This is a genomic window from Polaromonas sp., assembly GCF_043778355.1.
Lineage (GTDB): Bacteria > Pseudomonadota > Gammaproteobacteria > Burkholderiales > Burkholderiaceae_C > Polaromonas.
Genome location: NZ_JAYWHI010000042.1, coordinates 47,111 through 66,775 on the forward strand (window position 1 = coordinate 47,111; position 19,665 = coordinate 66,775).

Below are 19,665 nucleotides of genomic sequence, written 5' to 3' on the forward strand. Positions count from 1 at the left end.
GGGTTAAAATCAGAGGCTTTATTCGATTTGAATAAATCCCCAAGAAAATCAAGGTTAAGGAAATCTCATGGCGATCGAACGCACTCTCTCCATCATCAAGCCCGATGCAGTGGCAAAAAATGTCATTGGTCAAATCTACGCACGTTTTGAGGCCGCGGGCCTGAAAGTTGTTGCTGCCCGCATGGCGCACCTGTCGCGCGGTGAGGCTGAAGCGTTTTATGCCGTGCACAAAGAGCGTCCGTTCTTCAAGGATCTGGTGACCTTCATGATTTCCGGTCCGGTCATGATTTCCGCGCTCGAAGGCGAAAACGCCATCCTGAAACACCGTGACCTGATGGGTGCGACAGACCCGAAGAAAGCCGCTGCTGGAACCATCCGCGCCGACTTTGCCGACAGCATCGATGCCAACGCCGTGCATGGCTCTGACGCCGTTGAAACTGCCCAGGTGGAGATCAGCTTCTTCTTCGCGGGCATGAACATCTATTCGCGCTGATATGGCCCCCACGCTTGTCGCTACGTGTACGACGCTGCCCCCCGATGGGGCCGTCGCTTGCGCGGGGCGGCCCTTCGCGGCGCGTGGTTGACGCCCGCGCTTTCACGCCATGACCGCCAACCTGCTTGATTACGATCTGGAAGGGCTGGCGGCCTTTTGCGAAGGCCTCGGAGAAAAACGCTTCCGCGCCACCCAGCTTTTCCGCTGGATTCACCAGAAAGGCGCAGCAAATTTTGACCAGATGACCGATCTGGCGAAATCGCTGCGTGAAAAACTTCCCGCTTCCGCCCACATCCAGAGCCTGAAGGTGGTGTCACGCCATGATTCGGCGGACGGCACCATCAAATGGCTGTTCGACGTCGGTGCCGGCGACGTGATCGAGACGGTTTTTATTCCCGAGTCCGACCGCGGCACTCTGTGTATTTCCTCGCAGGCTGGGTGTGCCGTCGGCTGCCGCTTCTGCTCGACGGGACACCAGGGCTTCAGTCGCAACCTCACCACCGCCGAAATCATTGGCCAGCTCTGGTTCGCCGAGCACTTCCTGCGCCAGCATCTGGGCAGAAGTGATCGGGTTGTTTCCAACGTCGTGATGATGGGCATGGGCGAGCCGCTGCAGAATTATTCACAGTTGCTTCCGGCATTGCGCGTCATGCTGGATGACCATGCCTACGGCCTGTCGCGCCGGCGTGTGACTGTGTCGACGTCGGGCGTGGTGCCCATGATGGATCGCCTCGCCCAGGATTGCCCGGTGGCGCTGGCGGTGTCCTTGCACGCGCCGGAAGATGTCCTGCGCAGCAACCTCGTGCCGCTCAATAGAAAATACCCGATTGCGGAGCTGCTTGATGCCTGCAGTCGCTACCAGAGCGCCGCACCCCGCGACTTCATCACTTTTGAATACTGCATGCTCGATGGCGTCAATGACCAGGCCGAACACGCGCAGCAACTGGTGGCCCTGATGCAAAAACATGCGGTGAGTGGTCTGTCGTGCAAGTTCAACCTGATTCCGTTCAATCCCTTCCCGGCTTCTGGACTCAAGCGCTCCAGCATGCCGCAGGTGATGGCTTTTGCGAAGATTCTGATCGAAGCGGGCATCGTGACCACGGTACGCAAGACGCGTGGTGACGACATTGATGCTGCGTGTGGCCAGTTGGCCGGCGACGTGCAGGATCGCACCGGCGTGCAACAACGCATGGCATCACAGCGGCAGGGTATGCTCAAGGGCATCAAGGTAGTCTCCAGGGAGGTCGGTGTATGAAGCTTGTCCGTAGCGTGATCTGGCTTTCCGCCTTCTGGGTGGCGGTGCTGATGGCTGGCTGTGGCGCCAGTCCGGGTGCCGCTTCGGGCGCTGGCGGGCGTGCCGAGATCATGACCGAATCGGACGAAACCGATGGGCGCAGGCGCGCGCGCATTCGCCTGGAACTTGCCGCCAATTATTTTCAGCAAGGCCAGACCAATGTCGCGCTTGACGAACTCAAGCAGGCGCTGGCAGCCGACCCGACCTTTGCCGATGCCCACAACCTGCGCGGCCTGGTTTACATGCGGCTGAACGACAACGTGCTGGCCGATGAAAGTTTTCGCCGCGCCCTGGCGCTCAATCCGCGCGATGGCGATGTGCTGCACAACTATGGCTGGCTGCTTTGCCAGCAAGCAAAATACGGTGAGTCTTCGGCCATGTTTGAACGCGCGATTGCCGCGCCTGGTTACGGTGGACAGCCTAAATCACTGATGACACTCGGTGTTTGCCAAATTCGCGCGGGGCAGACGGCGCAAGCCGAGCGAAGTTTGTTGCGCTCCTACGAGCTTGACGCCGGTAATCCCCTGACTGGCTACAACCTGGCCAACCTGCTGTTTCAGCGGGGCGACCTCACACGTGCGCAGTTTTACATTCGCCGCCTGAACAACAGCAATCTGGCGAACGCGGAAACCCTCTGGCTCGGTATCAAGGTAGAGCGCGGGCTGGGAGATCGGGAGGCCATGCTCCAGTTGGCTGATCAATTGAGAAAACGCTTCGGTGCGTCGCGCGAGGCAGCCGCTTATGACAAAGGGGCCTTCAATGAGTGATTTTGATGGGCAGGGACCCGGTAATGCTGCGGTGCCGATGGAGGAGTCGGCGCGAGGCGAGTCGACAGCAACGCCCCTTAGCGCAGGAACCCTGCTCAGGCAGGCGCGCGAGGCGGCTGGCCTGCACATTGCGGCTTTGGCCGTCGCGCTGAAGGTGCCGGTGAAAAAACTTGAAGCGCTGGAGTCCGACCGGCTGGACTTGTTGCCTGATGCGGTTTTTGTGCGTGCCCTGGCCTCCAGCGTTTGCCGCACACTCAAACTGGATGCGGCCCCCGTGCTGGCGCTGCTGCCGCAAACCGGTAAGCCGCGCCTTGATCACCAGAAAACCAGCATCAACACGCCATTTCGCTCTCCAAGTGATGGACCGGGTCCCTCTTTGTGGGCGCAGGTATCACGGCCGGCGGTTCTTGCCGGGCTGCTGCTGTTGCTGGGTGCGTTGGTCATGATCTTTTTGCCCGCGGTCCAGCAGCAGGAGATGGCGGCCCAGCCGCTGGCGGGCCCCGCTGCGTCCACCCCCCAAGCGACGTCGGCCAGTGTTTCGGCATCTCCTGCGCAGGTACAGGAAAGCCCCAGCCCCGCGTCATCCGAAAGTCCGGTTGTGACGGCTGCTCCTACAGGTGTCATGTCTGCCACGCCGGCGACGGCGCCCGGTTTGTCGGCAGGATCTGCGCTTCTTCTGCCGGCTGCAAGCCCCGCCGACGCTCCAGCCGCCACAAGTGTCCAAACAACCACATCCTCCGCGACGGTGGCCGGGGGTCTCATCGTGTTCACGGCCAAAGGTGAATCCTGGGTGGAAGTCACTGATGCCAAAGGTGTGGTGGTGTTGCGCCGCACTCTGGCCGCCGGTGAGGTGGCTGGCGCCTCAGGTGTTTTGCCGCTGGCTGCTGTGGTCGGCCGGGTTGATGCCACGCAGGTCCAGGTGCGCGGCCGGGCCTTCGATCTCGGCGCGGTCGCCAAAGACAATGTCGCACGGTTCGAGGTGAAATAATGGCTGCCTGTTTACCGATCGACTCGGCTGCGCCCAAGGCACGTGTGTCCGCCCAGGCACGGGTCGTCTGGGGTTCGCGCGTGGTCACGGTGGGCGGTGATGCGCCGGTGCGTGTGCAGTCCATGACCAACACTGACACGGTTGATGCCATAGCCACTGCCATCCAGGTCAAGGAACTCGCGCTGGCTGGCTCCGAGATGGTTCGCATCACCGTCAACACGCCCGAAGCCGCCCAGGCCGTGCCTTATGTGCGTGAGCAGCTGGATCGCATGGGCATTGACGTGCCCTTGGTCGGCGACTTTCACTACAACGGCCACCGTCTGCTGACCGATTTTCCTGCCTGTGCCGAGGCCCTGTCCAAGTACCGCATCAATCCCGGAAATGTGGGCAAGGGCGACAAACACGATCGGCAGTTTGGCCAAATGATCGAGGCGGCTGTGCGCTGGAACAAACCGGTGCGTATCGGGGTCAACTGGGGCAGTCTCGACCAGGAGTTGCTGGCCAGCCTGATGGACGAGAACAGCCGCCGCCCACAACCCTGGGACGCCAAACAGGTGATGTACGAGGCCCTGATCACCTCGGCCATTGATTCCGCCGTGCTGGCCGAACAATTGGGCATGGACAAAAACCAGATCATCCTGTCGTGCAAGGTCAGCGGTGTGCAGGACTTGATTTCGGTGTACCGCGAACTGTCAAAACGCTCGCGTTACGCCTTGCACCTGGGCCTGACTGAAGCCGGCATGGGTACCAAGGGCACGGTAGCCTCCAGTGTGGCCCTGGCCGTGCTGCTGCAGGAGGGCATTGGCGACACCATCCGCGTGTCGCTGACGCCCCAGCCCGGTGAAGCACGCACCCAGGAGGTGGTTGTCGCTTCTGAAATCCTGCAATCGCTGGGCCTGCGCAGCTTTGTGCCCAGCGTCACGGCTTGTCCCGGTTGCGGCCGCACGACCAGCACCACCTTCCAGGAACTGACCAAGGAAATTGACGACTTCCTGCGCGCCCAGATGCCGGTCTGGCGCGAACAATATCCGGGTGTTGAAAAGCTCAAGGTTGCCGTGATGGGCTGTATCGTCAACGGTCCCGGCGAAAGCAAACATGCCGACATCGGCATTAGCCTGCCGGGGTCCGGAGAGGCACCGGCGGCGCCGGTCTACATCGACGGCGAAAAAAGTGTGACCCTGCGCGGTGACCGTATTGCGCAGGAATTCCGGGTCATTGTCGAAAACTATATTGAAAAGCGCTTTGGCACGCAGATTGCCCAGGTCGCTTAAAAAACTCCATGGCTGAAAAACTGACTGCCGTCAAAGGCATGAACGACATATTGCCGCCCGATTCGGCGCGTTGGGAGTGGTTCGAAGCCAGGGTGCGCGCGCTGATGGCGCGTTATGGCTACGCCAACGTGCGCACGCCTATCGTCGAGCCGACGGCGCTGTTCGTGCGCGGTCTTGGCGAGGTGACCGACATCGTCGAAAAGGAGATGTATTCCTTTGTCGACGCCATGAATGGTGACAGGCTCTCACTGCGGCCCGAAGCCACTGCCGGCATTGTGCGCGCGATGATCGAGCACAACGCCTTGTACAACGGGCCCATGCGCGTGTGGTCGGCGGTGTCGCTGTTTCGTCATGAGCGGCCGCAGAAAGGGCGTTACCGCCAGTTTCACCAGATTGACGTTGAGGCACTGGGGTTTGCCGGCCCCGATGTGGACGCCGAGCAGATCCTGATGTGCCGCGCCTTGCTGCGCGATCTGGGCATCCCGATGGCGCATGTGCGGCTCGAACTCAACAGCCTGGGCCAGCCGAACGAGCGCATGGCCCATCGCGCCGCGTTGATCGCGCACTTCGAGGCGCATGCGGAGGTGCTGGATGAAGAAGCCACGCGCAGGCTGCACAGCAATCCGCTGCGCATCCTTGACACCAAAAACCCCGCCATGCAGGCGGTGGTCGAAGCGGCACCGAAGCTGATGGACTTTCTCGGGGAGGCCTCGCTCGCACACCTGAACGCGGTGCGCGCGGTACTCGACGCGGCGGGGCTGGTCTACCGGATCAACCCGCGCCTAGTGCGCGGCATGGATTACTACAACCTCACCGTGTTCGAGTGGATCACCGACAAGCTCGGTTCGCAAGGCACGGTCTGTGGCGGCGGCCGCTACGACGGCCTGTTCGAGCAGTTGGGTGGCAAGCCGACGCCGGCGGTCGGCTGGGGCATGGGCGTGGAGCGCATGCTGCTGCTGCTCGAGGCGGTCGGTGTGCTGCCGCCCGAGGCTGCGCCCGACGTCTATGCCATCGTGCCATCGGCAGAGGTCATGCCCACCGCGATGGCGGCCTGTGAAACCCTGCGCATTGCTGGTATCAATGTACAGATGCACGCCAGCGGCGCTGACGGTGTGGGCAGCATGAAGTCGCAGTTCAAAAAGGCTGATGGCAGCGGCGCGCGGTTTGCCCTGATTTTTGGCCAGAATGAACTGGCCGAGGGGCGCGTGGCCGTCAAGCTCTTGCGCGGTGAAAAGGCCGATGCCGCGCAGGTCCAAACGCTGCAGCCGCTGGACGATATTGCGTCCTGGGCGCACAGTCTTCGCCGGGGCGGCTGACGGCAGCCCCCTACAATCAGCACAAATCCCTGTGCTTGTGCATATGGCATGAGGCATCCACACATCTACCGGACAGAACAAGAAGCGTTTTATGGCAAAACATCTCGATTTGGAAGAACAGGAGCAACTTGACGAACTCAAGCACTTCTGGAAGCAATACGGCAACCTGATCACCTGGGGTTTGATCGCGATTTTCGGCAGCTTTGCCGCATGGAACGGTTACCAGTACTGGCAGCGCAGCCAGCAGGCACAGGCCGCCGTCATGTATGACGAGGTGGAGCGCGCGGCTAGCTCCGGGGACGCAAGCCGCCTGGATCGCTCGCTGGCCGATATGAAAGACAAGTTTGGCGGCACGGCTTTTGCGCAACAGGCGGGGCTGCTCGCGGCCAAGACCTATTACGACAAGGGCAATATCGATGGCGCCAAAGCCGCCCTGACCTGGGTGGCCGGCAAAAGTGCCGATGAGGGTTACCAGGCGATTGCCAAGCTGCGACTGGCTGGCGTGCTGCTTGAAGCCAAAGCCCATGATGAAGCGCTGCAGCAGTTGTCGGGCACCTTTCCCAAGGATTTCACGGCGCTGGTGGCAGACCGGCGTGGCGACATCTTCGCTGCGCAAGGCAAGAAAAGCGAAGCCAGAACTGAATACGAAAAAGCCTGGAAAGGCATGGACGAGCGCACCGAGTACCGGCGGCTGGTCGAAGTCAAACTCAATGCGCTCGGCATCAATCCGTCAGCAGCATTGCCCGTCCCTGCAGCAGCCGCTGCAGCTTCTCCCGCATCCGCCCCGGAGGTCAAGCCGTGATTTTAAAGTCCTTTAGGCCTCTGGCCCTTTCTGGCAAAGCGTCAGCAGCTATTGTTTTTATAGCGCTTTTGTCCGGCTGTTCAATGTTCAGCGGATTATTCGGCAGTTCGGTCAAAAAGCCGCAACCCGCAGCACTTCAGCCGGTGGTTGCGTTGGTGCCGGTTCGTCAAGCCTGGACCGCGCGTATTGGTGAAGTCGGGTTTCCGCTCGAAGTCGAGGTGACGGGTGACGCGGTGGTGGTTGCCAGCGCAGATGGCACGGTCGCTTCGCTCGACGCGCGCACCGGGCGCGATCTCTGGCGCACCAATATCGGCACGCCGATTGCTGCCGGTGTCGGCAGCGATGGCAAGCTCGCCGCTGTGGTCACACGCGCCAACGACGTGGTAGCCCTTGCCGGCGGCCGCGAAGTATGGCGCCAAAAACTGGCGGCGCAGGCTTTCAGTTCGCCTTTTGTCGCTGGTGGACGGGTGTTTGTGCTGGCCGCCGACCGGTCAGTCAACGCCTTTGACGGCCAGACCGGACGCAAGCTCTGGACCCAGCAACGACCCAGTGAGCCGCTGGTGCTGCGCCAGTCGGGCGTCATGCTGGCCGTCGGCGATACGCTGGTGGTGGGCCTGGCTGGCCGGCTGACCGGGCTCAACCCGCTCAATGGCAGCATTCGCTGGGAGGCGCCCATCGCGTCGCCGCGCGGCATCAATGACGTCGAACGCCTGGTGGACCTCGTGGGCACAGTGAGCCGCAACGCCAACACCGTGTGCGCTCGGGCCTTCCAGGCCAGCGTTGGCTGCGTCGATGCGGAACGCGGCACGCTGTTGTGGAGCAAACCGGCCAACGGCGCGCAGGGCGTGGACGGCGATGACAGCCTGGTGTTTGGTACCGAGGCCGACGGCAGGGTGCTGGCCTGGCGCCGCGCTGATGGCGAAAGCGCCTGGAACACGGACCGCCTGCGCTACCGCAGCCTGACCTCACCGGTGGTGGTGGGACGCTCCATCGCGATTGGCGACTCCGCCGGTTTTATCCACTTGTTATCACGCGCCGATGGCGCCCTGATGAACCGACTCACCACCGACGGCTCGCCTGTGGTGGCTGCTCCTGTGTTGGCCGCCAACACGCTGGTCGCGGTGACGCGGTCCGGCAATGTGTACGGCTTTGCGCCCGAGTGATTCCAACCAGCCTGATAGGCTGTGAAACGTATTGATGAAACCTGTTCTCGCCCTGGTCGGTCGCCCCAATGTGGGCAAATCGACAATTTTTAACCGACTGACCAAGTCGCGCGACGCGATTGTGGCCGACTATGCCGGCCTGACGCGCGACCGCCACTACGGCAATGGCCGCCTGGGTTCGCAGGAATTCATCGTCATCGATACCGGCGGCTTCGAGCCCAAGGCCGTCGATGGCATCTACAAGGAAATGGCCAAGCAGACTCGCCAGGCGGTGGCGGAAGCTGACGTTGTCGTGTTTGTGGTCGACGCACGCGCGGGTGTGAACGCCCAGGACCACGAAATTGCCCGGTATCTGCGCAAGCTCGGAAAACCGACGGTGCTGACGGCCAACAAGGCCGAAGGAATGACCGAGGGCGTTCAATTGTCCGAGTTTTTCGAACTCGGCCTGGGCGAGGTCCTTGCCGTGTCCGCTTCTCACGGCCAGGGCATGCGCACGCTCGTGGAGATGGCGCTCGCACCCCTGAACCTGCCGGATCCGGACGAGGAGGGCGAACCCGCCGACCCAACGGTGATCAAGCTCGCGGTCGCTGGCCGGCCCAATGTCGGCAAATCGACACTGATCAACACCTGGCTCGGTGAGGAACGCCTGGTGGCCTTCGACCAGCCGGGCACGACACGCGACGCGATTTCGGTGCCGTTTGAAAAAGCCGGTCAGAAATTTGAACTGATTGACACCGCCGGACTGCGCCGCAAGGGCAAGGTTTTTGAGGCGATCGAGAAGTTTTCCGTGGTCAAGACCCTGCAAGCTATTGAAAGCGCCAATGTGGTGCTGCTTTTGCTGGACGCGACCCAGGGCGTGACTGACCAGGACGCCCACATTGCCGGCTATATCCTTGAAAGCGGTCGCGCCGTGGTACTGGCGGTCAACAAGTGGGATGCGGTGGACAGCTACCAGCGCGAAACACTGGAGCGTTCCGTCGAGACACGCCTGGCCTTCCTGAAATTCGCATCGATCCACAATATTTCCGCCATCAAGCGGCAGGGGCTCGGTCCGGTCTGGAAATCCATCGTCCAGGCCCATGCCTCGGCCAACCGCAAGATGTCGACCCCGGTGCTGACTCGCCTGCTGCTGGAGGCAGTGCAGTTCCAGAGCCCGCAGCGCGCCGGCATGTTCCGCCCCAAGCTGCGCTACGCCCACCAGGGCGGCATGAACCCCCCCATCATCATCGTCCATGGCAATTCGCTGGAGCATGTGACGGATGCCTACAAGCGCTTCCTGGAAGGACGCTTCCGCAAGGAGTTCGAACTGGTAGGCACGCCGCTGCGGATCCAGATGAAATCGTCGAGCAACCCTTTTGCTGACAAAGATTCAGCGTGAGCGCCTGCATGCGGCCCAATAGCGTGTGGTAAGGTGAAGTTCTACCAACTCTTGAACACGGAAAATATCGTGAGCAATAACAAAGGTCAGCTGTTGCAGGACCCGTTCCTCAACACTTTACGCCGTGAGCATGTGCCAGTGTCGATTTACCTCGTCAACGGAATCAAGCTTCAGGGCCAGATCGAATCTTTCGATCAGTACGTTGTGCTGTTGCGCAATACCGTCACCCAGATGGTCTACAAACACGCCATCTCGACGATTGTCCCCGGTCGGGCCGTCAATTTCGCGGCGGCCGAAGCTCCGGAAAGTCCAGCCAGCTGAGGCCTCTGGACACCCCGGCTACATCGCCCCCCCTGGCCATTCTGGTCGGGGTTGATCTGGGCGGTCCTAATTTTGATGCCGGCCTGGAAGAGCTGGGCCTGCTGGCCCAGACTGCCGGCCTGCAGCCGGTCGCGCGCGTGGTATGCAAGCGCCGAGCGCCCGACGCGGCGCTGTTTATCGGTAGCGGCAAGGCCGACGAAATCAAGATGCTGGCTCTGGAAACCGGGGCCAGTGAAATCCTTTTTGACCAGTCCCTGAGCCCCGCCCAGCAGCGCAACCTCGAGCGGGTGCTGGCCCTGCCGGTCAACGATCGCACCTTGCTGATTCTTGAGATTTTTGGCCAGCGTGCGCGTAGCCATGAGGGCAAGTTGCAGGTGGAGCTTGCCCGCCTGCAATACCTGTCAACGCGTCTGGTGCGGCGCTGGTCCCACCTGGAGCGACAAACCGGCGGAGCGGGTGTGCGCGGCGGTCCGGGCGAAAAGCAGATCGAGCTCGACAAACGCATGATCGGCGAGTCCATCAAGCGCACCAAGGAACGCCTCACCAAGGTCAAGAAGCAGCGACAAACCCAGCGCCGGCAACGCGAGCGGAGAAATGCCTTCACGGTCTCGCTGGTGGGTTACACCAATGCGGGCAAGTCCACACTGTTCAACGCCCTGGTCAAGGCCCGTGCCTACGCAGCCGACCAGCTGTTTGCCACGCTGGACACCACCACGCGCCAGCTCTACCTTGGCGATGCCGCGCGTTCCGTCTCGCTGTCCGATACCGTGGGCTTTATCCGGGACCTGCCGCACGGCCTGATCGATGCGTTCGCCGCCACTTTGCAGGAGGCCGCCGATGCGGATTTGCTGATCCATGTGGTCGATGGCGCCAATCCGGATCATCTGGAGCAGATCGAGCAGGTACAGCGGGTACTGGCAGAAATCGGCGCGGCCGAGGTGCCGCAGATTCTTGTGTTCAACAAGCTTGATGCCCTTGAAAAATCACGCTGGCCGGTGCAACTGAGTGACAGCTTCGAGGTCAAGGACGCGTTTTCGGATACCGGCAAACGCGTGGAGCGTGTGTTTGTCAGTGCTCAAAGCGGCGAGGGCCTGCCCTTGCTTCGCGAGTTGCTGGCCCGCTACGCAGCATTGCCGCCCGAGGAAGATACCCCCCAAATCAGTGAGGCTGTCGCGTGATTGGGCACAATGTCGGAGTATTGAAAAAAAATGAGCCTGATTCCATGAACCTGAACCCTGTGCTACAGACACTGACGACTCTTCCGGCCCAACTGGGGCAACGCTTGCGGGGCATGTTCAATTTGAACGACCCCCGCTGGGGCCGTGACGACGACAACAAGGCGGGCCCGGACGACAACAAACCCGAAGCCGGACGCGATGAGCCGGCCCCTGCCAAGCCGCCGGCTCCGAATCGCCCTCAGCCCCAAGGCCAGGGTCCCAACCAGGGCCCCCCGGATCTGGATGAGCTGTGGCGTGACTTCAACCGCAAGCTCGGCGGCCTGTTTGGCGGTAACAAGTCCGGCCAGCGCAGCCGGGGTACCGGCGGCATGGGTGGGGGCGGTGGCAGTGGCGGCCCTGGCGGCTTTCAGCCTGACATGAAAAGCGCGGGCATCGGCGTCGGTCTGATCGCCGCCGTGGCGGTGCTGATCTGGCTGGGGACCGGATTTTTCATCGTGCAAGAGGGTCAGCAGGCCGTCATCACCCAGTTTGGCAAGTACAAATCGACCGTGGGCGCAGGTTTCAACTGGCGCCTGCCTTACCCGGTGCAGCGCCATGAGATGGTCGTGGTCACGCAAATCCGTTCGGTTGATGTGGGTCGCGACACCGTGATCAAGGCCACCGGCTTGCGCGAATCGGCAATGCTGACCGAAGACGAAAACATTGTCGAGATCAAGTTCGCGGTGCAGTACCGTCTCAGCGATGCGCGTGCTTATCTGTTCGAGAGCAAGGACCCGGCAGGTGCGGTGGTTCAGGCTGCCGAAACCGCCGTGCGCGAAGTGGTTGGCAAGATGAAGATGGACTCGGCCCTGGCCGAGGAGCGCGACCAGATCGGGCCGCGCGTGCGGGTGTTGATGCAAACCATCCTGGACCGCTACAAGGTTGGCGTTGAAGTCGTCGGCATCAACCTGCAGCAAAGCGGTGTGCGTCCGCCCGAGCAGGTGCAGGCATCGTTCGACGATGTACTCAAGGCCGGTCAGGAGCGCGAACGCGCCAAGAACGAAGCCCAGGCCTATGCCAATGACGTGATCCCGCGTGCCGTGGGTTCCGCATCTCGGCTGAAGGAAGAGTCCGAAGCCTACAAGGCTCGTATCGTGGCGCAAGCCCAGGGTGATGCGCAGCGCTTCCGCTCGGTGCTGACCGAGTACCAGAAAGCGCCGCAGGTCACGCGTGACCGCATGTACACCGATGCCATGCAGCAGGTCTATACCAATGTGACCAAGGTGCTGGTCGAATCGAAGCAGGGCTCCAACCTGCTCTACCTGCCGCTCGACAAAATCATGCAGCAGTCGGCGCAAAACGGCCCTGCTGCGGGCGGCGATGCCGCCACCTTGCCAGGGGTCGCCAGCGTGCCCTTGAGCCCTGGCGTGCCTGCCGGCACCGTTGATTCACGCGTCCGGGATGCAGCACGCACCCGCGACCGCGATACCCGTTAAGAGGACAAGATCGTGAACAGAGTTGGATTTATCGCCTCATCGCTGCTGGTGCTGCTTGCACTGGCCAGTTCCATGTTGTTTGTCGTTGATCAGCGCCAGTTTGGCGTGATTTATGCGCTCGGACAGATCAAGGAAGTCATCACCGAACCGGGGCTGAACTTCAAGTTGCCGCCGCCTTTCCAGAACGTGTCGTACATCGACAAGCGCCTGCTCACCCTGGACAGCACCGATGCCGAGCCGATGCTGACGGCCGAGAAACAGCGTGTGGTGATTGACTGGTATGTGCGCTGGCGCATCACCGATCCGTCGGAATACATCCGCAATGTCGGTCTGGATGAGCGGGCAGGGGCCAACCAGCTCAACCGCGTGGTGCGCAATGCTTTCCAGGAAGAAATCAACAAGCGCACGGTGAAGGACTTGTTGTCGCTCAAGCGCGAAGCGCTGATGGCTGATGTCAAGGCCGAGGTGCTGCAGGTGGTGCGTGGTGCCAAGCCCTGGGGCGTGGATGTGGTCGACGTGCGCATCACACGTGTGGACTATGTGGAAGCCATCACCGAGTCGGTCTACCGCCGGATGGAGGCCGAACGCAAGCGCGTGGCCAATGAACTGCGTTCTACCGGTGCGGCGGAAGGCGAGAAGATTCGCGCCGATGCAGACCGCCAGCGCGAAATCACGATTGCCAACGCCTACCGCGATGCCCAGAAAATCAAGGGTGAGGGCGACGGCCAGGCGGCTGCGCTTTACAACGAAGCGTTTGGCCGTGACCCGCAGTTTGCCCAGTTCTACAGAAGCCTGGACGCCTACAAGGCCAGCTTTGCCAAGAAGAGTGACGTGATGGTGATTGATCCTTCGTCGGAATTCTTCAAGGCAATGCGCGGTTCCGGCGCGGGCGCAGCGCCCGCGAAGAAGTAAGCCATCCTGGACAGCAGCACCCTCTGGCTCGCGCTGGCGTGCCTGCTTGTCCTGGAGGGGCTGTTCCCCTTTCTCTCGCCCGGCGGCTGGCGCCGCATGTTTGAACAGATCCTGGCCATGAGCAACGGCCAGATCCGTTTTTTCGGCCTGTGCAGCATGATTGCCGGCGGGATCTGGTTGGCGTTTCTGCTCTAGCCAGGACAGTTCTCGCCAGCTATTTGCGCCCGCGCGGCGCATCCGGCCACCAGCGCGCCGAAAACGGCCCCCAAGCCCGGTAAAATCCTGTTTTTAACAGCGCACGATAAATACATGCCCGCCTGGTCGTCATCATGGCAATTGCCGGATCAAATTGCCGATGTCCTGCCCTCCGAGGCGCGTCACATCGAAGAACTGCGTCGTTTGTTTCTCGATACGGCGCGCAGCTACGGTTACGAGCTGGTCATGCCGCCGCTGCTCGAACACCTCGAATCCCTGCTGACCGGCACCGGTGAGGCGCTGGATCTGCAGACTTTCAAGCTGGTGGACCAGCTTTCCGGCCGCACCCTGGGCCTGCGTGCCGACACCACACCGCAGGTGGCGCGCATCGACGCCCATCTGCTCAATCGCCAGGGCGTGGCCCGCCTGTGTTACTGCGGCCCAGTGCTGCACACCCGCGCCGACCGCCCGCATGCCACACGGGAGCCCTTGCAGTTCGGCGCCGAGATCTACGGCCACGCCGGCCTGGAGGCCGATCTGGAAGCGCAGTTGCTGGCCCTCGAAGGCCTGAAGGCTGCTGGCGTCACCGAGCTCTCTGTGGACATGGCCGACGTGCGCATCGTCAGCAGCCTGCTGGCCGGCGCGAAGCTCAAGGCCTCGATGCTGGCGCGCATCCACGCCGCGCTGGCCGTCAAGGATGCCAGCGAACTGTCCAGCCTGATGACCAGCCTCAACGGCGAGTTGCCTGCGGCGGCGCGCGAGGGACTGCTAGCGCTGCTGCAGATGTATGGCGACGACAAGGTGCTGGCCGAGGCCGAAAAAGCCTTCAAGTCGGTGCCCGAAGCGCTGAAGGCGCTGCAGAACCTGAAATGGCTCGCGACCCATGTGCAGGCGCTGGCCGGTCCGGTCCGGATCGCCTTCGACCTGGCCGACCTGCGCGGTTATGCCTATTACAGCGGCACCCGTTTTGCCATTTACGGTCATGGCCAGCGTGCCGGCGGGCAAGGCGCCGAACTGGTGCGCGGCGGCCGTTACGACGAGGTCGGCGCGGTGTTCGGGCGCAATCGCCCGGCGGCCGGTTTCAGTCTGGACCTGAAAGAACTGGTCAGCGTGCTGCTGCCCAAACCGCTGCGCCCCGCCATCCGTGCGCCCTGGGGGGAAGATACTGCCCTGCGCGCTGCCATTGCCCAATTGCGCGCCAGCGGCGAAACCGTGGCCTGCGTGTTGCCCGGCCATGAACATGAAGTCGACGAATTCGATTGCGACCGCGAACTGGTCAGCCTGGCCGGCCAGTGGCAGGTCCGGCTGCTCGCAAAAGCGCCGGCCTGATCGCCGTCCTGCGTCGGCATTTCCCATCCATTCTTAACGAGTAAACGAAGATGACAAAGACAACTGCCGCAACCGCCGGCCGCAACGTGGTGGTCGTGGGTACCCAGTGGGGTGACGAGGGCAAGGGCAAGCTGGTGGACTGGCTGACCGAAAGCTCGCAGGGCGTGGTGCGTTTCCAGGGCGGCCACAACGCCGGCCACACACTGGTCATCAACGGCATCAAGACCGCGCTGCACCTGATTCCCAGCGGCATCATGCGGCCGGGCGTCAAGTGTTACATCGGCAACGGCGTGGTGCTGTCGGCGGCCAAGCTGTTTGAGGAGATCGAGGGCCTCGAAAAAGCCGGTGTCGAGGTGCGTTCGCGTCTGCGCATCAGCGAAGCCTGCCCGCTGATCCTGCCTTTCCATGTGGCGCTCGACGTGGCGCGCGAAACCCGCCGTGAAACCGGTGGCACGGTGAAGATTGGCACGACCGGCCGTGGCATCGGCCCAGCCTACGAAGACAAAATTGCCCGCCGCGCCTTGCGCGTGCAGGACCTGAAACACCCCGAGCGCTTTGCCGCCAAGCTGCGCGAGTTGCTGGACCTGCACAACTTCGTGCTGACCGGCTATCTCCATGCGCCGGCGGTTGAATTCCAGCCGGTCTACGACGAGGCGATGCGCCACGCTGAACTGCTCAAACCCATGATGGCCGATGTCTCGCGTGAGCTCAACGATGCCAATGCGGAAGGCGCCAACCTGCTGTTCGAAGGCGCGCAGGGCACGCTGCTCGACGTGGACCACGGCACCTACCCGTTTGTCACCTCCAGCAACTGCGTGGCCGGCAACGCGGCGGCCGGTGCCGGTGTCGGGCCGGGCATGTTGCACTACATCCTGGGCATCACCAAGGCCTATTGCACCCGTGTGGGCGGCGGGCCTTTCCCGACGGAACTTGATTGGGAAACACCCGGCACCCCGGGTTACCACATGAGTACCATAGGCGCCGAAAAAGGCGTGACGACGGGGCGCAGCCGCCGCTGCGGCTGGTTTGATGCGGCGCTGCTCAAACGCTCGGCCCAGGTCAACGGCCTGTCAGGCCTGTGTATCACCAAGCTCGACGTACTCGACGGCATCAAGACCCTGGAACTGTGCACCGGTTACGAACTCGACGGCCGCATCGTTGACATCCTGCCCATGGGCGCCGAGGAAATTGCCAATTGCAAGCCGATCTACGAAAGTCTGCCAGGCTGGACCCAGAGCACGGTGGGTGTCACCGACTATGACAAGCTGCCCGAGGCGGCCCAGCGTTATCTCCAACGCATCGAGGAGGTTACCGGTGTGCCCATCCACATGATCTCGACCAGCCCGGACCGCGACCACACCATCTTGCTGCGCGACCCGTTTTTGGCCTGAGCCGAGCCGCAAAAAATAGTCAAATTGGCCTCCAGCCCATGACGGACGGGCATAATCAGCTATCAAATCAGGAGCTTTTTCCATGTTGACCGAAGACGGCAAACACCTTTATGTCAGTTATGACGAGTACCACAACCTGATAGAAAAGCTGGCGATCAAGATCCACCAGTCGGGCTGGCAGTTCGACACCATTCTGTGCCTGGCGCGCGGTGGTATGCGGCCCGGCGACATCCTGTCGCGCATCTTCGACAAGCCGCTGGCCATCATGTCCACCAGCTCCTACCGCGCCGACGCGGGCATGACCCAGGGCAACCTGGACATCGCGCGTTTCATCACCACCCCCAAAGGCGAGATTGCTGGCAAGGTGCTGCTGGTCGACGACCTGGCCGACACCGGCCACACCCTCAACGCCGTGATCCATCAACTGCGCAACAACTACAAGCCCATCACCGAGCTGCGCAGCGCGGTGATCTGGACCAAGGGTGTGTCGACCTTTCAGCCTGATTATTCGGTGGAGTTTTTGCCGACCAATCCGTGGATTCATCAGCCCTTTGAAGGGTATGACGCGCTGCGGCCGGCGCAGTTGATGGAGAAGTGGAAGATCTAGAGTCCGCGCTTGCCGACTGTGATCGCGGACCTGATCCGGGAGCCATGTTGGTTTGCTCGTGCGGTTTGAGTTCGCCAACAAGCCGGGGGTTGCCCGGCGGCAACTCACTTTTCTTTTGCGTCGCCAAAAGAAAAGTAAGCAAAAGAAAAGGCGACCCGATGGTCTGGGTCCCTCCGCTTCGCTACGGGCAACCTGCGGTGCTCGGCAAAAGCGGGGTCTCGCTCGAACTCGGCTTCGCCTCAGACAATCGCGAGCCCTGATCCGCTTTTACCTGCGCTCCTCGGCCCAGCCCGACGGGTGGAAGAGAAGACCAATACCGCACACCAAATACCGAAGAAATCCGGAGCAGAAGAAGCGCAGCGCTTCTTCTGCGGGAATCCCAACAGACCGTCATGTTTGCACGCGGGCGCAGCACACGCGGCCATATGAGGCTCCCTTCTCTCGCCCAGCGGGGCGAGGGAAGGGCGGGGGGTTGGGAGTGGGGAGTTGAAACTACCGAAGGGCGCGAGACGGGGACGCAGCGTGACGCCCACCTCTCTCAGGTGATGCCCTCTCTCCCCCGGGAGATATCAGCAGCCGTTAACATGGCTGCATGAGCGACAAGTCCACCCAACTGATTCACCACGGCTACAAGCCGCCCGCCGGCTTTGATGCGGTCCAGCCCGGCATTCACAAAGCTTCCACCATCATCTTTCCCAGTGTGGCAGCCCTGCGCCAGCGTGACTGGAAACACAAAACCGGCTACACCTACGGCCTGCACGGCACGCCGACCACCTTCACGCTGGAGGAGCGTATCTGCACGCTGGAAGGCGGCCGCTTTTGCACCCTGGTGCCGAGCGGCCTTGCCGCCGTGGCGTTGGTGGACATGGCCTTGCTGAAGGCCGGCGATCAGGTGCTGATTCCCGACAACGCATACGGCCCGAACAAAACCCTGGCGCAAAACGAACTGGCCGGTTGGGGCGTGAGTTTCGCGTATTACGACGCCATGTCGCCGGCCGACTTGGCGGCCAAGCTGACGGCGAACACCCGGCTGGTCTGGCTGGAAGCGCCGGGCTCGATCACGCTGGAGTTTCCCGACCTGCCTGCGCTGGTGGCTGCTGTCAAGGCGCATACGGAGGTCCATCCACAGGGCATCGTGACCGCGCTGGACAACACCTGGGGCGCGGGCATTGCCTTCAACGCCTTCGACATGGGCGCCGACATTTCGGTGCAGGCCCTGACCAAGTACCCGAGTGGCGGCGCCGATGTGCTGATGGGCTCGGTAGTCACGCGCGACGAGGCGCTGCACCAATTGGTCAACTTTTGCCACATGCGTGTCGGTTACGGCATCAGCGGCAACGATGCTGAGCTGGTGCTGCGCGGCCTGAACACCATCGCGCTGCGTTACGCGGCGCAGGATGCCACCACACGCGCTTTGGCCGGCTGGCTGCAGCAACAGCCGCAGATCGAAGCGGTGTTTCACCCCGCCTTACCTGGCTCACCGGGTCATGCGGCTTGGCAGCGCGACTGCACGGCGGCGGCCTGTCTGGTCAGCGCGGTGTTCAAGCCCGGCTACAGCCAGGCCACGCTGGACGCCTTTTGCGACAACCTCAAACTGTTCAACATCGGCTACAGCTGGGCTGGCCCGATCAGCCTGTGTGTGCCGTATGACGTGCCGGCCATCCGGACGGCAGACTGGCCTTACCAAGGCGGGTTGCTGCGGTTTTCCATAGGACTGGAAGCGCTGTCCGATCTGCAGGCGGACCTGGGGCAGGCGCTGTCCATGATGCAGTACAGTTAGGGCCTGTTCCTGAAGAAAGCACGCTGTGGCAACTCCCAATTATTCCTACGAAAAACGCCAGAAAGAGCTGGCCAAAAAGAAGAAAAAAGAGGAAAAACTCAAACGCAAGGCCGAAGGCAAGCCAGATCTGCCGGATGACGACACGCCCGATGGTGAGTCTGGTGATGCCGGCACGCCCCCAGCCGAACCTGCAGCCTGATCACGGATCGGCCAGCCAACATATTGAACGAAATAGGGCTTCAGCCCTTGCAGAACGGGCGCAGGCAGCTAGACTTTTTATAGCAGTTTCGCCGCAAAGGCTCCGTCGGGACAGACATCCTGTCCCCCGGAGCTTTTTTCTTGGGCGCTCGGTGAAGCCGCGTTTTATGCCGCAAGCAGGCTGCGCGCCAGCGCATCCATGGCCACCGCCGTGTGGTCGCGCGGTGCCAGCACCTGGGCTTTCTCGTACTGCGTGAAGTTGCGCCGCATCGACTGCAGGTAGACCGGGTCGTAGTGCTGCAGCAGCAGCTCGCGCACTACCGAGGCGACATCGCCGCTGCGCGCCCGCGCCTGCCAGTCACTTACCACGTCCTTGCCACGCGCCTCGGTCAGTGCGCCCAGCCGATCGCAGAAAAACGCGGTGTCCTTCACGAAAAAATCATAGTCTTCCAGCAGCAGCTCAACCCGTTCGTCTTCGCTCAACTCAAGCTGCAAACACGGTGCGGCGCGCATGGCGGTGATCAGGCCCTCAGGTATGGCCACGTTGCCGACTTTTTTGCTTTCGCTTTCGATGTAAACTGGGCGGGTTTCATCAAAGCCTTTTAGCGCCGACCAAATCAAACTGTCGTAGGCTTTTTGCGTCGGCTGCGGCAGGCCGGGTATCACGCCGAGTACGGATGAGCGATGGTTGGCCAGCGCCTCCAGGTCAAGTACTTGCGCACCCTGCGCGGCCAAAGCTTGCAGCAAGCGCGTTTTGCCAGAGCCGGTTGTGCCGCAAATCACGCGGTAATCAAACCGCGCGGCAAG

Annotated in this window: 19 protein-coding genes and 1 pseudogene; 19 read left to right on the forward strand and 1 reads right to left on the reverse strand. The window is 62.0% G+C overall.

Annotation, left to right across the window (positions count from 1 at the left end; genetic code table 11):
• The first annotated feature begins 67 nt into the window (after positions 1-67).
• The 19 genes from ndk to ACH2CW_RS07570 all read left to right on the forward strand — a co-directional run bounded on the left by ndk (position 68) and on the right by ACH2CW_RS07570 (position 18,859).
• On the forward strand, positions 68-493 hold the full coding sequence (gene ndk, locus ACH2CW_RS07480) for a nucleoside-diphosphate kinase (protein ID WP_305560126.1): 426 nt from the start codon (positions 68-70) through the stop codon (positions 491-493).
• Positions 494-602: 109 nt separating this feature from the next.
• A complete protein-coding gene (rlmN, locus tag ACH2CW_RS07485) occupies positions 603-1,748 on the forward strand; it encodes a 23S rRNA (adenine(2503)-C(2))-methyltransferase RlmN (protein WP_395056674.1) in 1,146 nt (381 codons plus the stop codon).
• Complete coding sequence (gene pilW, locus ACH2CW_RS07490) at positions 1,745-2,554, forward strand: type IV pilus biogenesis/stability protein PilW (RefSeq protein ID WP_395056676.1); 810 nt, start codon at positions 1,745-1,747, stop codon at positions 2,552-2,554. The genes rlmN and pilW overlap by 4 nt, the downstream gene beginning before the upstream one ends.
• Entirely contained in the window at positions 2,547-3,542 is a 996-nt protein-coding gene (locus ACH2CW_RS07495; protein ID WP_395056678.1) for a helix-turn-helix domain-containing protein, read from the forward strand. Before pilW ends, ACH2CW_RS07495 begins: the two co-directional genes overlap by 8 nt.
• Complete coding sequence (gene ispG, locus ACH2CW_RS07500; RefSeq protein ID WP_395056680.1) at positions 3,542-4,813, forward strand: flavodoxin-dependent (E)-4-hydroxy-3-methylbut-2-enyl-diphosphate synthase; 1,272 nt, start codon at positions 3,542-3,544, stop codon at positions 4,811-4,813. The genes ACH2CW_RS07495 and ispG overlap by 1 nt, the downstream gene beginning before the upstream one ends.
• An 8-nt stretch (positions 4,814-4,821) precedes the next feature.
• Positions 4,822-6,129, forward strand: a complete 1,308-nt coding sequence (gene hisS, locus ACH2CW_RS07505) for a histidine--tRNA ligase (protein ID WP_395056682.1) — start codon at positions 4,822-4,824, stop codon at positions 6,127-6,129.
• Positions 6,130-6,220: 91 nt separating this feature from the next.
• Positions 6,221-6,931, forward strand: a complete 711-nt coding sequence (locus ACH2CW_RS07510) for a YfgM family protein (protein WP_395056684.1) — start codon at positions 6,221-6,223, stop codon at positions 6,929-6,931.
• On the forward strand, positions 6,928-8,094 hold the full coding sequence (bamB, locus tag ACH2CW_RS07515) for an outer membrane protein assembly factor BamB (protein WP_395056686.1): 1,167 nt from the start codon (positions 6,928-6,930) through the stop codon (positions 8,092-8,094). Before ACH2CW_RS07510 ends, bamB begins: the two co-directional genes overlap by 4 nt.
• A 34-nt stretch (positions 8,095-8,128) precedes the next feature.
• Entirely contained in the window at positions 8,129-9,472 is a 1,344-nt protein-coding gene (gene der, locus ACH2CW_RS07520; protein ID WP_395056688.1) for a ribosome biogenesis GTPase Der, read from the forward strand.
• A 51-nt stretch (positions 9,473-9,523) separates the two neighbouring features.
• Complete coding sequence (gene hfq / locus ACH2CW_RS07525) at positions 9,524-9,793, forward strand: RNA chaperone Hfq (protein ID WP_296924448.1); 270 nt, start codon at positions 9,524-9,526, stop codon at positions 9,791-9,793.
• Positions 9,790-10,971: a GTPase HflX gene (gene hflX / locus ACH2CW_RS07530; protein ID WP_395056705.1), complete on the forward strand. Its 1,182-nt coding sequence runs from the start codon at positions 9,790-9,792 to the stop codon at positions 10,969-10,971. Before hfq ends, hflX begins: the two co-directional genes overlap by 4 nt.
• A 44-nt stretch (positions 10,972-11,015) precedes the next feature.
• The gene (hflK, locus tag ACH2CW_RS07535; RefSeq protein ID WP_395056691.1) at positions 11,016-12,446 is read left to right on the forward strand and encodes an FtsH protease activity modulator HflK; all 1,431 of its coding nucleotides are present in this window, start codon (positions 11,016-11,018) and stop codon (positions 12,444-12,446) included.
• A gap of 12 nt (positions 12,447-12,458) precedes the next feature.
• Entirely contained in the window at positions 12,459-13,358 is a 900-nt protein-coding gene (hflC, locus tag ACH2CW_RS07540) for a protease modulator HflC (protein WP_395056693.1), read from the forward strand.
• 33 nt (positions 13,359-13,391) lie between these two features.
• On the forward strand, positions 13,392-13,553 hold the full coding sequence (locus tag ACH2CW_RS07545; RefSeq protein WP_395056707.1) for a DUF2065 domain-containing protein: 162 nt from the start codon (positions 13,392-13,394) through the stop codon (positions 13,551-13,553).
• 114 nt (positions 13,554-13,667) lie between these two features.
• Positions 13,668-14,882, forward strand: a complete 1,215-nt coding sequence (locus ACH2CW_RS07550) for an ATP phosphoribosyltransferase regulatory subunit (protein ID WP_395056695.1) — start codon at positions 13,668-13,670, stop codon at positions 14,880-14,882.
• A 50-nt stretch (positions 14,883-14,932) separates the two neighbouring features.
• On the forward strand, positions 14,933-16,273 hold the full coding sequence (locus ACH2CW_RS07555; protein WP_395056697.1) for an adenylosuccinate synthase: 1,341 nt from the start codon (positions 14,933-14,935) through the stop codon (positions 16,271-16,273).
• An 82-nt stretch (positions 16,274-16,355) separates the two neighbouring features.
• Complete coding sequence (locus tag ACH2CW_RS07560; protein ID WP_188708255.1) at positions 16,356-16,880, forward strand: phosphoribosyltransferase; 525 nt, start codon at positions 16,356-16,358, stop codon at positions 16,878-16,880.
• Positions 16,881-17,472: 592 nt separating this feature from the next.
• Positions 17,473-18,660, forward strand: a complete 1,188-nt coding sequence (locus tag ACH2CW_RS07565; protein ID WP_395056699.1) for a PLP-dependent transferase — start codon at positions 17,473-17,475, stop codon at positions 18,658-18,660.
• Positions 18,661-18,685: 25 nt separating this feature from the next.
• Entirely contained in the window at positions 18,686-18,859 is a 174-nt protein-coding gene (locus ACH2CW_RS07570; RefSeq protein WP_395056701.1) for a hypothetical protein, read from the forward strand.
• Between the two features lie 164 nt (positions 18,860-19,023).
• On the opposite strand, the pseudogene ACH2CW_RS07575 reads toward ACH2CW_RS07570, so the two are convergent.
• Positions 19,024-19,665, reverse strand: a pseudogene (locus tag ACH2CW_RS07575) (tRNA 2-selenouridine(34) synthase MnmH); the annotation flags it as partial.